Origin of the sequence: Halomonas litopenaei (genome assembly GCF_003045775.1) — a bacterium.
Classification (GTDB): Bacteria; Pseudomonadota; Gammaproteobacteria; order Pseudomonadales; family Halomonadaceae; genus Halomonas; species Halomonas litopenaei.
On the sequence record NZ_PXNS01000004.1, the window covers coordinates 312,100 to 324,399 of the forward strand.

Here is a 12,300-nt window from a genome sequence, read left to right on the forward strand (position 1 = left end):
GGGGGCGACCTATTGGACGATGAACTCGGTGAACAGCACATCATCGATATGGATGCGCGGACGCTCGGGGCCGAGCACGTCTTCCAGGGTGGCGACGATATCCTCGGCCAGGGCCTTCTTGCCCGATGCGCTGACCAGTGTCTCGGCCTCGCGGTCCGACAGCAGCAACAACAGCTGGTTACGCACCTGGGGACGGTGCTGTTCCAGCGTCTCGAGGCTAGCGTCATCGCTGAGCTTGAGGGTCAGGCCGGCGTACAACAGGCGCGGTCCGGCGTTGTCTTCGGCCAGGTTGACGGTGAAGGGCTCCAGCTTCAGGTAGATGGGCGCCGTATCTTCGACCGCGCCGGTGCTGGCCTGGGCCATGTGCTCGCCGAAGGTGTCTGCTGATTCTGCGTGCGCCTTTTCCTGGTACAGCAGGTAGAACCCGGCCGCGGCACCGAAGGATGCGAGGATGACCAGGATCACCAGACACCAGATGAGCCGTCGAGATTTCGCCATGTCCTGAAGTCCTGAGCCTGTGGCCCCTCGAGGGGCGGTAATGTACTAGCGTGCGGGCGTGTCACATCTTTAGTATGCCGTCAGGCATCGGCGATCGATGGCGAGAACAGGCACCGAGTTCGTGCCTATCTTGGGTATTTGTGAGGGAGAGCCCCGCCGCTCACGCTGTGTAGCGGCAGGGGGTGCCTGGAAGGGCGTGGGTCAGGCGCAGGCCAGGCGCGTACCCAGCCCTATGCGTCAGGCGTAGATGTCCACGCGGCCATCGTCTGAGTCGTGGCGCTGGTCAGGGGCAGAGCTTGCCGTGGTGGCCGGCTCCATCGACTCGCCCTTGCCCTGGCCGGAGGCTGCCAGCGATGGCTGGCCGCGAGAGTCCGAGGGTTGCTGGCCGCCAAACTGTGCGCCCTGGTCGCTCACCGAGGCGTCACCGAGCTGGATGCCCTGTTCGGCCAGGGCTTCGCGAAGCTGGGGAATGGCCTGCTCAAGGGCCTGGCGCACCTGGGCGTGGGCCGAGAAGAACTGGGCCTGGGCACCGTGCTCGCCCAGCTTGAGGGTCACCCCCAGCGAGCCGAGTTCGGCAGGGTGCAGGCGTAACTCGACCTGCTGTTCGCCCGCACCGCCCTGACTGGTCAGTCTTGCCAGGGTCTGGCCGAGCTGCTGCGGCCAGGCGGCCTGGTTGAATGACAGTGAGGCATTGGTACCCGGGGGCATGGCGGCGGCCAGGGAGGAGCCAAAGGGCGACGCGCCCCGTGCCTGTGAGGCGGTGGGCGAGAGCACGGCATCCAGCGAAGCGTCGGCCTCGCCCCGGGCAGCGCCAGCAAGGATCTCGCCGGGACGCAGTTCCGCAGCGCCTGACCCTGTGCCCTGGGCCATCCAGCCGGCCGTGTCTGGAGCCAGGGCGCCGGGTGCGAGGCCCGCCGGGGCAACGGGTGCCTGTCCTTGTAAATTACCCTGCGCATTGCTGCCGGCGGCCATGGCTGCCTGCTGCGCCGCCGAGGGAGCGCGATCCACCGGATGCTCGGCCCTGGGGAGTCGATGCAGCGCCGGGAGCGCGTCCTGTGCCAGGCGAGCCTGGGCGGGCGCCTTTTCCGTGGCGGCGGTGGCGTCGAGGGCGGCGCTCTGCAGTGCTGGGGCCTGATTCTGGACCTGAACCTGGGACTGGGCCCGAACCTGGGGCGAAAGCTGAGACTGCGCCGACGGCCCTGATAGCGGAGACGTCGAGAGCGCCGGTGTGGCCTGGGCTGCGACGTCCAGCGGCAGTGCCTGCTGACTTGCGGCGCCGCCTTGTGTCAGCAGTGCATGCGCCCCGCCGGGCAGCTGCCCGGCAAGCGCTGCGCCTGTAGCGTCCCGCGGTGCGCCGTTCAAGCCTGGTGCGCCGAGTCCTGATGACGCCAGCTGGTCTGCGCCAGCAGCGGGCTGCCCGTGGGGGCCCGGGGCCGATGAGGCAACGGCCAGCAGTGCCAGTGTCCAGTCCTGGGGCTCGCTATGGTCCTGATCACTGAACGCCTTGTCGCTGGCCTGGCCATTGGCGGGACGCCCGGTATTGTCGAGGGGGGCCGCCTGGCCGCCGAGTGCGGCCAGGCGCTGGGCGAAGTCGCCACCGACCGGTGCGGCGGCGCCCTTGCTGCCACTGGCCTGGGAAGAAACGGGGCCTGCCAGGCCCAACAGGGTGAGGTCCATGGTGAGTTCCTTTAAGGTCAGTAGCCGCCGGGCATGGCGCTGCCGCGCTGCAGTCGGCTGTTGATCAGGTCGTCGCTGGAGCGCTGTTCCTGGCGGGCCTGCAGGCGCAGGCCTTCCTGGGCACGGCGTTCGGCCAGGGTGTCGTAGGCGCTGAGGCGCTGCTGTTCGTGTTGCCACTCGCGCTGGCTGTCGCTGACCTTCTGGCGCTGTTGCTGGAGCGCTCGTCGTGCGGTGGCCAGGGCATCGTCAAGCGACAGCAGGAAGCGCTGAGTATTGTGCAGGGTGGCCGGATCGATGCCACTGCGCATGTTCTGGTGCAGACGCTCGGCGTATTCCTGTCGGTAGTGTTCCAGCGACGACAGCTGATCGGCGACCTGACGCTCGTCTCGGCGGGCGCTGGCAAGGTGCTGCATCGCCTGGTCGCGGGCGTCCCGGGCCAGCTCTGTCAAGGTGTCCAGAGGGGTTCTCATGGGGTTCCTCCCAGGGTGGACGAGAGCGCCTGACGCGAGGCCTCGAGGGTGGCGCATTCGTCGATTCGCTGTTGCAGAAAGGCTTCCAGATCCGGATAGCGGCGCACGGCTTCGTCCAGGCGAGGGTCGTGGCCGGGCTGGTAGGCGCCCACGCTGATCAGGTCACGGTTGCGCTGGTAGCGCGAGAACATGGCCTTGAATCCCTGGGCCTGGCGGCGCTGGCCGTCGTCGACGATGGCGTTCATGGCTCGGCTGATCGAGGCTTCGATGTCGATGGCGGGGTAGTGGCCGGATTCCGCCAGGCTGCGCGACAGCACCACGTGGCCATCGAGGATGGCGCGGGCGGAGTCGGCGATGGGGTCCTGCTGGTCGTCGCCTTCGGTCAGCACGGTATAGAAGGCGGTAATCGATCCCCCACCGGGCTCGGCGTTGCCGGCGCGCTCCACCAGCCCCGGCAGTTTGGCGAACACCGAGGGCGGATAGCCCTTGGTCGCCGGAGGTTCGCCGATGGCCAGGGCGATCTCGCGCTGGGCCATGGCGTAGCGGGTCAGGGAGTCCATGATCAGCAGCACGTTCTTGCCGTCGTCGCGAAAGCCTTCGGCCAGGCGGGTGGCATAGGCGGCGCCCTTGAGTCGTTGCAGTGGCGAGGTGTCGGCGGGGGCCGCCACTACCACAGCACGGCGCCGGCCCTCGGGCCCGAGGATGTTGTCGATGAAGTCCTGGACCTCGCGGCCACGTTCGCCGATCAGTCCGACCACGATGACGTCGGCTCGGGTGTAGCGCGCCATCATGCCGAGCAGCACCGACTTGCCGACGCCGGAGCCGGCGAACAGGCCCATGCGCTGGCCGCGGCCGACGCTGAGCAGGGCGTTGATGGCGCGGATGCCGACGTCGATTTGTTCCTCGATGGGAGCACGAGACAGGGGGTTGAGCGGTGGTGTGGCCAGTGGCGCCCGGGGGGCGTCATCCAGTTCACCGAGACCGTCCAGCGGAGCCCCGGTGCCGTCAACGACCCTGCCCAGCAGGCTCTCGCCCAGCGGAAAGCGCCGCGAGGCATTGACGCTACCGTCGCCCAGGGGCAGCACCCGAGCGCCGGGCATCAGTCCACTGATCTCGCCAAGCGGCATCAGGAACAGGCGATCGCCGGCGAAGCCGACGACCTCGGCCTCGGCGTAGTCGTGCGCTGAGCCGGCAGCGGTATGATCTGCCGTGCCGGGGAGCTCGATGCGACAGCTGTCACCCAGCGCCACCTGCAGGCCGACGGCTTCGATGACCATGCCGGTGGCGCGCACCACGCGGCCTGTGGCCCTGGTCATGGGCAGCGGCTCGACGCGATGGGCGACGGCCTTGAGGGCGTGCTGCCAGCGCTGCTGGTGGATCTGGGGGCCGTTCATGGCGCATCGTCCTCGTGGGCGGCGCCATGATCTTCTGGTTCGGGGGTGTGGCGCGGGGCCCTTCTGCGCACCTGGCGATTCACCGCCTGCCAGCGACGCTCCCAGGTGGCGTCGATATCGCCCTGTTCGCCGCTGACCCGGCAGCCGCCACGGTGCAGACGCTCGTCGGCGCGCAGGGTCCAGCCGGCGGCCTCGAGCTGCTCGCCCAGGTGGCGCTCCACCAGGCGCAGATCGAGCGGGTGCAGCCACAGGCGCTGGCGTCCCACCAGTGGCGGATCGGTGTGCAAAAGCCGTTGGACCAGCTCCACCACCTGGCGTGGCCGGGCCTTGAGGGCGTCATCCGCCAGCTGCCGGCCGGTGGCCAGGGCCAGATCGGTCAGATCCTCGGCCACCGCATCGTCCAGCTCGGACAGTGCCGTGCGGAACTCGTCGACGAGTCGGCCAAGCGGTGCCAGGGCCTCTTCACAGCGTCTGTCCAGGGCGTCGGCGATTTCCTGCTCGGCGCGGGCGCGGCCCTCGGCCAGGCCCTGCTCGAGGCCCTGGGCCAGTCCTTTCTGGTAGCCCTCGTCGTAGCCCTTCTGGTGGCCCTGGGCATGGCCCTCGCGGTGGCCCGTCTCGCGGGCCCGGCGGCGTTCGTCATCGAGTTCCTGGCGAGTGGGCGGGCGCGGGGTCGCTGCGGCCTCGGTGGTGCCGTCGTCGCCTTCCTCGGGCAGCTCGCCCATGTTCCAGCGGCGCCATTGGCTCATGCCGAGACCCTCCTCGCCGGCGTGCCAGGTTCACTGAATCGAGGTGTCCTAGACATAGGCTTCGTCGCCTCCGCTGAGCACGATTTCGCCGTTGTCGGCCAGGCGACGCACCACCTGCAGGATGGCCTTCTGCTCGGTCTCCACCTGGGAGATACGAATGGGCCCTCTGGCGTCCATGTCTTCCTGCAGCAGGTCGGCGGCGCGCTGGGACATGTTGACCAGGAACTTGGCCTTGAGCGTTTCCGGGGCTCCCTTGAGCGCAATGACCAGGCTGTTGGTCTCGATCTCCTTGAGCAACAGCTGGATGCTGCGGTCGTCCAGGTCGCCGATGTTCTCGAACAGGAACATCTCGTCGATGATCTTCTGAGCCAGGTCCTCGCTGTGGGCGCGCACGGTGTCGATGGCGGCCTCTTCCTGGGTGGTGTTCATCAGGTTGAGGATCTCCGCCGCGGTACGTACACCGCCCATCTTGCTGCGCTTGAGGTTTTGGCCGTCGAGCATGCTGGTGAGCACTTCGGTGAGTTCCTGCAGTGCCGCCGGCTGGACGCCGCTGAAGGTGGCGATGCGCAGTACCACGTCGTTGCGCTGCTTGTCGTCGAACAGCTCGAGCACGTCGGCTGCCTGGTGGCGCTCGAGGTGCACAAGCACGGTGGCGATGATCTGTGGATGCTCGTCACGGATCAGCTCCGCCACCATGGACGGCTCCATCAGGTTGAGGGCATCGATGCCGCTGCTGGTGCCGGCGGTTTCGAGGACGTCCTCGATCAGGCTGGAGGCACGTTCGGTGCCGAGCGCCTTGGTCAACACCGAGCGGATGTGCTCGCTGGAGTTCATGTTGAGACCGATGAATTCCTCGGTCTCGGTGTGGAAGTCTTGCAGCACGCGGCGCATCTCTTCGTGGGAGATCTGCCCGAGCTGGGTCATCTCCCTCGATAGCTGCTGGATTTCCTTGGCGTTGAGAAACTTGAACACTTCCGCCGCGCTGTCCTCGTCCAGGGCCAGCAGCAGTACGGCGCTGCGGCGGATGCCGCTCGAGGCTTCGATGTTAGTCATTGGCGTTCATCCAGCTGCGTACGATCATGGCGACCATGCGGGGATCTTCCTGGGCCAGCTCGCGCAGGTCGTTGAGGTTCTGTTCGTAGGCGCTGGCCTTGCGCCGGCGGCGGTTGTCGCGGCCGTAGGTGGCGTCCTCACCGTCGGTCGTCTCGCTGTCACCCTCGGACGCCTCTTCGTCGTCGCTCTCGTCGTCGCCGACCCGTGCCGAGAAGGCGCTGGGCATGGGGGCCGGGGCCACCGGAGCCTCGGTATAACGACGGATCAGCGGACGCAGCACGAGCAGGTAGAGCAGAGCGACGGCCAGGATGATCAGCAGATAGCGACCGAGTTCCTTGGCCAGTTGATGGACCATCGGGTCCTGCCACCAGGTGGGGGCTGCGACCTCGGGTGCCTGGGCGAATGCACTGTTGACCACCGACAGGGCGTCGCCGCGGCTTTCCGAGAAGCCCATGGCCTGACGCACCAGTGCCTCGATCTCGGCGAGTTGTTCCGCTGACAGGGGGGTGAGAGTGGCTTCGCCTTCCTCATCGACGCCGTCCTGGTAGTTCACCACCACCGCGGCGGACAGGCGTTCGATGCCTCCCTTCTGGTACTGTACATGCGATACCTGTCGATCCAGCTCGTAGTTGGTGACGTCATCGCGCCGCAGGCGTTGCGGTGACGCCTCTTCCTGTTCGGCGGTATCGGCGGCGGCCTCGTCGTTGTCCTGCTGCGCGGCATCACCGTTGTCGATGGGTGACGCGGCGGTACCTGGCGCGGTGTTGCTCAGGGCGCCGGGAATGCCGCTGGCCAGGTCACCCTGGCCATTGATGTCCAGGCTGGTCTGGCGACTGCGGACCGCCGCCTGTGCGGGCGGCTGGTTCGGGGTGTAGCGCTCCTGGGTCTCTTCACGCTGGGAGAAGTCGATCTGGGCGGTGACCTGGGCACGCACGTTGGCATGGCCTACCAGCGGCGCCAGGATGTCCTCGATGCGCCGCTGGTAGGAACGCTCGATCTCGGCGACGTAGTCCAGCTGCGAGCCGTCCAGCCCCAGCCCACCCGCGTCGGCCGATGACAGCAGGCGCCCGTTCTGGTCGATCACGGTGACGTCTTCACCGGCCAGGTCGGGCACGCTGGAAGAGACCAGGTGGACCATGGCAGCCACCTGGCCCTCGCCGACACGTCGGCCAGGCTCGAGTGTCAGCACCACCGAGGCCTTGGCCGGCTGACGCTCGCGTACGAACACCGAGTCCTTGGCCAGGGCCAGATGGACACGGGCGTTGGCCACCGGGCCCAACGAGGCGATGGATCTGGCCAGCTCGCCTTCCAGGCCGCGCTGGTAGTTGATCTGCTCGGCGAACTGACTGATACCGAAGGCCTGATCCTGCATCAGTTCGAGGCCGACGTTGCCGCCGTGGGGCAGGCCCTGTTCGGCAAGCTGCAGGCGCAGGGTGTGCAGCTGGTCGTCCGGCACCATCAAGGCGTGGCCGCCGGCGGAAAAGCGATAAGGCACCCCGCGGCTATCGAGTTCAGTGATGATGGCGCCGCCGTCGGCTTCGCTGAGATTGCTGAACAGGACTCGGTACTGTGGGCGCGAAGCCCACATCACCAGGGCGATGATCAGAGCAATCGCGGCGGCGCCCCCGATCATCAAGGGAATCAGGGGTTTGCCGCGTAAGCGGGACGTCAGCCCGGACAGGGGGCCGGAGCTTGAGGCGGAGGCCGCTGAGCTCATGGACGACTCCCGTCGGGGGACGGCAAATGGGGGCTGTTCATTGGCATGACCGGTGGTCCGTGGGTCGGGTGGCCGCGGGCGGTGCCCGGTTCTGTGTTGATGCCCATTATCCCGGGGCTGTGGCCAGCCAATGATCGAAATAGCCCATGTTTTGACGGCCATTTGCTTCGATGACGGTGCGCTCGCTCTTGTTAGGCTTGCTGTCGTGGAGGCGATGCGCCTCCGTCACCGGCCAACGAGACACAGGACCCGTCATGTCGACTCCCGCGATGCAATCGGCCCTTGCCCAGATGACCACCATGGCCCGCGAGGCCAGCCAGGTGTCGTCCCCGACACTGGGGGGCAACACCGAGGCGGCCCAGGCCGACGCCGGCTTCGCCGACGCCTTGAAGTCGTCGATCCAGCGCATCAATGAGCTCAAGGCCACCGCCGATTCGCAGGCCAAGGCCTTCCAGGCTGGGGTGCCGGGGGTCGAGCTCAACGACGTCATGGTCGACATGCAGAAGGCCAGCGTGGCCTTTCAGATGGGCCAGCAGGTTCGCAATCGCCTGGTATCGGCCTACAGGGATGTGATGAACATGCAGGTGTAGGTGCCGCGCTCGGCGACCCCCTCGGCGACCCCCCATCGTCTGCCGACATCTTTATGTAATGTTTTGCTGATATTCCTTCGGCACCCGCTCGCCCGAGAAGCGGGGCAACCAGGGATATTCGCTCCATGACGTCTTTTCGAACGCTCTCCATACGTGCCAGCGGGCTGCTGGCGTTGTCACTCTTCCTGCTATTGATGGTCGGACTGGGTGGGCTGGGCCTTTACGCCAATCAGCAGGGACGAGAGGCTTTCGATGTGATGCGCGACGAGCACGTCGGTCAGTTCCGTCTGCTCAATCTTGCCCAGACCAGGGTCTTTCGTTCACGCGTCGAGATGGATCGGGCGGCCAGGCTGACGCGGGTGCCGTCCTTCGATCGACCGGGTCCGGTGATCGCTTCTGCCGAGACGCTGCTGAGCGAGGCCAGGGAGGCCTTCGAGGCCTTCATGGCGATCGATGTCGGCGAGGCCCAGGCAGACAACAAGGCGACGCTCGAGCGCCACTTCCGCTCGCTGGTATCCACCGGCCTGGAGCTGCAGCTGATGTTGCTCAAGGAGGGAGATCTTGGCGCCTATGATTCGGGCCAGGCTCGACTGACCAGCATGAGCCAGGCCTTTGTCGATAGCGTGGAGGCCTTTTCCACCCTGGCGCTGGAGCAGGAAGAGGGACTGGCTGCCGGCTTCAGGCACCTGGCAGACAGCATGAACCTCGCCCTGGCGGCGGCGCTCACCCTGGCTCTGGTGCTGGCCATGGCAATGGCTCTGACGGTTCGACGCTACCTGCTGGTCCCGTTGAAGCAGCTGCTGGAACACTTCGAGGCGATGGCCCAGGGCCGACTCGAGCGTCGCCTGCCCGATATGGGCAGCAGCGAAGTGGGCCAGCTGTATCGGGGCGTGGAGTCACTGCGACGGGCGTTGGTGAAGAATATTCGCGGGATTCGCGAGACCAGCGATGACCTGCGTCACAATGCCGAACGCATGCTCGATGATGGTCGCGAACTGGCCACCCGTACCCAGCGCCAGGCATCGGCCCTGGAGCAGACGGTCGCCAGCCTCGAGCAATTGACGGCGACGGTGGCCCAGACGGTGCAGCATCTGGGGGACGCCAACCGCCTGGCGGGCGATGTGGGCAAGCGTGCCAGCAAGGGCAGCGAGGGCGTCGCAGCGGTGGCGGCGGCCATGGACGAGATCCAGCGCCATGCCGACCAGGTGCAGGCGATGGTCAAGCTGATCGACGATATTGCCTTTCAGACCAACCTGCTGGCCCTCAATGCCTCGGTGGAGGCTGCCCGTGCCGGCGAGCACGGCAGAGGCTTCGCGGTGGTAGCGGCGGAGGTGCGCGGCCTGGCGGCGCGCAGCGCCGAAGCGGCCGGCGAGATTCGCAGCCTGACCGGTGCTTCCAGCAAGAGCGTGGCCGATGGCGCGAGGCAGTCCCGCGCCGCCGATCTGTCGATCCAGGGGATAGCGGCGGCAGTCGGGCAGTTGGGGGGCCGAATCGCAGAACTGGAACAGGCCGCCGGAGAGCAGCATCAGGGCCTCGATCAGATTCATCGGGCGATGGCCGAGATCGATGCTGTTACCCAGCGCAACGCCCAGATGGTCGAGCGCTCACGGGAGGAAGCCGAACGTCTGACTGGCACCGCCCTGGCGCTGGGGCAATCCAGTGCGCACATGCAGCTGTCCGACGAAGACGACGACACCTGCATCGGCGAGATGACGCTAAAAACGCGGCGCTCGTGGTGGCGGGGGCTGCAGGCCTGGCGCGAGCGCCGGCAGGCCAGACGATTCGCGCAGGGTGTCAGCGCCTGACGGGCGCGGCCCGTTTCCTTTTTCGTCGAGGAGTCGCTCGGGAGCCATTCGGGAGGCGAAAGGGGGTAATCGTCAAACTTGGGCTAAAGAGGCATTCTCGATGGCCGATAGTCGCTTGTGTCGACCTTGCAGCCGCAAGGCGTAACCCTTGACAGAGAGCGACATGATTCATTCCTTGAGATTTCGGCTCCTGCTGACCACCGTGGCCGTCATAGTGGTGGCCCTGGCCATCAATGGAGCGGTCAACCTCAGCATTCTGCATCACCATCAGGAGCGCCAGGATGCGCAGCAGCTGGCCTCGGTCGCCGAAGGCAATCGGGTGGCCATCGATGAGTGGGTGTCGAGCCACGCACGCCAGCTCGAGGCACTGGCGCCGGCAGTGTCCGATGCCGATCCCCTGGCGGCGCTGCTGCAGTTGCAGGCCGGTGGCGGCTTTCTCACCACGTATCTGGCCGAGGCCGCGAGCGGAGATGTGATCTTCTCCGACGGCTGGGACGCCCCCGCAGAATATGATCCGCGTCAGCGCCCCTGGTATCAGCAGGCCGTTGAGGCTGAAGCGACCGTGGTGACCCCTCCCTACAAGGATGCCAACACAGGGGGGCTGGTGGTGACCTTCGCCACACCCTTCTTTAATGAGGGCAGGCTCGAGGCGGTGGCGGGTGGCGATATCACCATCGACGGTGTGATCGATGTGGTGGCCGACATCGCGCCGACGCCGAGCAGTTTTGCCTTCCTTGTCGATGGTGAGGGAGCCCTGGTGGCGCATCCTGATGCCACGCTGAGCCTGGCGCCGGCGACCGAGCTGTCTGCGCGTCTGACGCCGGATTTCCTGACGCAGCTGGGTGACCAGGCACGCCCTGTCACCGTAGACATCGGCGGACGGCAGCGCGAGCTTCTCGCCACGCCCATCAGCGGTACCGACTGGCGACTGGTGATTGCCCTGGACAGCCGGGAGGCCGGTGCCAGCCTTCAGCAGGTGACACAGGCAGCGCTCTGGACCCTGGTGATCGTCGGCCTGGTGGCACTGCTGCTGCTGAGCGTGCTGCTGACCCTCGCGCTCAAGCGACTGTCGATTGCGCGGGATGCCATGGCCGACGTCGCCAGCGGCAACGGAGACCTGACCCGCCGCCTGCCGGAGGACGGCAAGGATGAGGTGGCCCAGATCGCGAGTGCGTTCAATCGCTTCGTGTCGCGCATGGAGGCGGTGATGATCACCATCCGGGACAGCAGCGAGTCGGTGCGGGTCGCCGCCGGCGAGATCGCACTGGGAGGGCAGGACCTGTCGCGACGCAGCGAAACGACCGCATCGAGCCTGCAGCAGACCTCGGCATCGATCGAGGAGATCACCAGCACCGTGGCGCATACGGCGGCGGCCTCGCGCGATGCCAGGCGGCAGTCGGGGGAGGCCACCGACGTCGCCGAGCGAGGCGGTGAGGTGGTGGACCAGGTGGTGGACACCATGGAGTCGATCACCGAGTCCTCTGTGCAGATCGGCGCCATCGTCAAGGTGATGGATGGTATCGCCTTCCAGACCAACCTGTTGGCGCTCAATGCTTCGGTGGAGGCGGCCCGGGCCGGGGAGCATGGCCGTGGCTTCGCCGTGGTGGCCAGTGAGGTACGCCAACTGGCCACCCGGTCCGCCGAGGCTTCCCGAGAAATTCGTAGCTTGATCGAGACCTCCGGCGAGCGCGTGGCCAGCGGTACCGAGCTGGTGCGCCGGGCGGGCGAGACCATGGGCGAGATCGTTCAACAGGTCGGGCGCGTCACGTTGAGCCTGGACGAGATCAGCGTGGCGGCGGAAGAGCAGAGCGAAGGTATCGCACAGGTTAATATCGCGGTGGCGGAGCTGGACCGCATGTCGCAGCAGAACGCGAGTCTGGTCGAAGAGTCCTCTGCTGCCACCGAGCACCTGCTGGAACAGGCCGACCGACTGGGGCGGATGGTGGCAGGATTTACCCTGAGTGAGGCTGCCAGCTCTGCCTCAGTGCAGGCCAATCACCCCGAGCGGGTTGCCGCGCCAACCCCCGCCTGATGCCCTGTTCGTGGGTCGGGGGCCGGGTCTTTCCGGCCCCCGCTTCAACCCTCCACTTCAACCCTCCAGTTCCAGCCCAGGTTCTGCCCCCTGGCGGCGCAGAGCCTGAGTGGTTGCCCCGCCATGCTTGTTACCCCAGGCCAGCACGCCTCTCCATCTTGGGGCTTCTCGACGTGGGATGCCGGGGAGCGCGGTTTCCCTTGGTGGTCTCTCCCATGACCGGCCCCCCGCTATCTACTTTCTACCTTTCTCTGCCTCTACCTTTCTCTGTCCCTCTGTCCCTCTGTCCCTCTGTCCCTCTGTCCCTCTGTCCCTCTG

The 12,300-nt window shown here is 66.8% G+C and carries 10 protein-coding genes; 3 read left to right on the forward strand and 7 right to left on the reverse strand.

The window, feature by feature from the left end:
- Positions 1-9: 9 nt before the first annotated feature.
- The 7 genes from fliL to fliF all read right to left on the reverse strand — a co-directional run bounded on the left by fliL (position 10) and on the right by fliF (position 7,555).
- Positions 10-498, reverse strand: a complete 489-nt coding sequence (gene fliL / locus C6W88_RS07930) for a flagellar basal body-associated protein FliL (protein ID WP_045992438.1) — start codon at positions 496-498, stop codon at positions 10-12.
- Between the two features lie 237 nt (positions 499-735).
- On the reverse strand, positions 736-2,175 hold the full coding sequence (locus tag C6W88_RS07935) for a flagellar hook-length control protein FliK (RefSeq protein ID WP_108132070.1): 1,440 nt from the start codon (positions 2,173-2,175) through the stop codon (positions 736-738).
- 17 nt (positions 2,176-2,192) lie between these two features.
- Positions 2,193-2,645, reverse strand: a complete 453-nt coding sequence (gene fliJ / locus C6W88_RS07940; RefSeq protein ID WP_108132071.1) for a flagellar export protein FliJ — start codon at positions 2,643-2,645, stop codon at positions 2,193-2,195.
- Positions 2,642-4,039 (reverse strand): flagellar protein export ATPase FliI, encoded by a 1,398-nt coding sequence (gene fliI, locus C6W88_RS07945; protein ID WP_045992436.1) that lies wholly within the window; start codon positions 4,037-4,039, stop codon positions 2,642-2,644. Before fliI ends, fliJ begins: the two co-directional genes overlap by 4 nt.
- The gene (gene fliH / locus C6W88_RS07950) at positions 4,036-4,785 is read right to left on the reverse strand and encodes a flagellar assembly protein FliH (protein WP_108132072.1); all 750 of its coding nucleotides are present in this window, start codon (positions 4,783-4,785) and stop codon (positions 4,036-4,038) included. Before fliH ends, fliI begins: the two co-directional genes overlap by 4 nt.
- Positions 4,786-4,833: 48 nt before the next feature.
- On the reverse strand, positions 4,834-5,838 hold the full coding sequence (gene fliG / locus C6W88_RS07955) for a flagellar motor switch protein FliG (protein WP_108132073.1): 1,005 nt from the start codon (positions 5,836-5,838) through the stop codon (positions 4,834-4,836).
- Positions 5,831-7,555: a flagellar basal-body MS-ring/collar protein FliF gene (gene fliF / locus C6W88_RS07960; RefSeq protein WP_108132074.1), complete on the reverse strand. Its 1,725-nt coding sequence runs from the start codon at positions 7,553-7,555 to the stop codon at positions 5,831-5,833. Before fliF ends, fliG begins: the two co-directional genes overlap by 8 nt.
- Before the next feature lie 254 nt (positions 7,556-7,809).
- Between fliF and fliE the strand changes: the two genes are divergently transcribed.
- The 3 genes from fliE (at position 7,810) to C6W88_RS07975 (ending at position 11,982) form a co-directional block, all read left to right on the forward strand.
- The gene (gene fliE / locus C6W88_RS07965; protein ID WP_045992432.1) at positions 7,810-8,145 is read left to right on the forward strand and encodes a flagellar hook-basal body complex protein FliE; all 336 of its coding nucleotides are present in this window, start codon (positions 7,810-7,812) and stop codon (positions 8,143-8,145) included.
- A 125-nt stretch (positions 8,146-8,270) separates the two neighbouring features.
- Positions 8,271-9,950, forward strand: a complete 1,680-nt coding sequence (locus C6W88_RS07970) for a methyl-accepting chemotaxis protein (protein WP_108132075.1) — start codon at positions 8,271-8,273, stop codon at positions 9,948-9,950.
- A gap of 163 nt (positions 9,951-10,113) precedes the next feature.
- Positions 10,114-11,982, forward strand: coding sequence for a methyl-accepting chemotaxis protein (locus C6W88_RS07975; protein WP_108132076.1), 1,869 nt, complete (start codon positions 10,114-10,116; stop codon positions 11,980-11,982).
- Positions 11,983-12,300: the final 318 nt, after the last annotated feature.

Bases quoted from the DNA above. Each gene is read 5' to 3' on its own strand.
- fliL (WP_045992438.1), bottom strand. From the start codon at position 498: ATGGCGAAATCTCGACGGCTCATCTGGTGTCTGGTGATCCTGGTCATC.
- C6W88_RS07970 (WP_108132075.1), top strand. From the start codon at position 8,271: ATGACGTCTTTTCGAACGCTCTCCATACGTGCCAGCGGGCTGCTGGCG.
- fliI (WP_045992436.1), bottom strand. From the start codon at position 4,039: ATGAACGGCCCCCAGATCCACCAGCAGCGCTGGCAGCACGCCCTCAAG.
- fliE (WP_045992432.1), top strand. From the start codon at position 7,810: ATGTCGACTCCCGCGATGCAATCGGCCCTTGCCCAGATGACCACCATG.
- fliH (WP_108132072.1), bottom strand. From the start codon at position 4,785: ATGAGCCAATGGCGCCGCTGGAACATGGGCGAGCTGCCCGAGGAAGGC.
- C6W88_RS07975 (WP_108132076.1), top strand. From the start codon at position 10,114: ATGATTCATTCCTTGAGATTTCGGCTCCTGCTGACCACCGTGGCCGTC.
- fliF (WP_108132074.1), bottom strand. From the start codon at position 7,555: ATGAGCTCAGCGGCCTCCGCCTCAAGCTCCGGCCCCCTGTCCGGGCTG.
- C6W88_RS07935 (WP_108132070.1), bottom strand. From the start codon at position 2,175: ATGGACCTCACCCTGTTGGGCCTGGCAGGCCCCGTTTCTTCCCAGGCC.
- fliG (WP_108132073.1), bottom strand. From the start codon at position 5,838: ATGACTAACATCGAAGCCTCGAGCGGCATCCGCCGCAGCGCCGTACTG.
- fliJ (WP_108132071.1), bottom strand. From the start codon at position 2,645: ATGAGAACCCCTCTGGACACCTTGACAGAGCTGGCCCGGGACGCCCGC.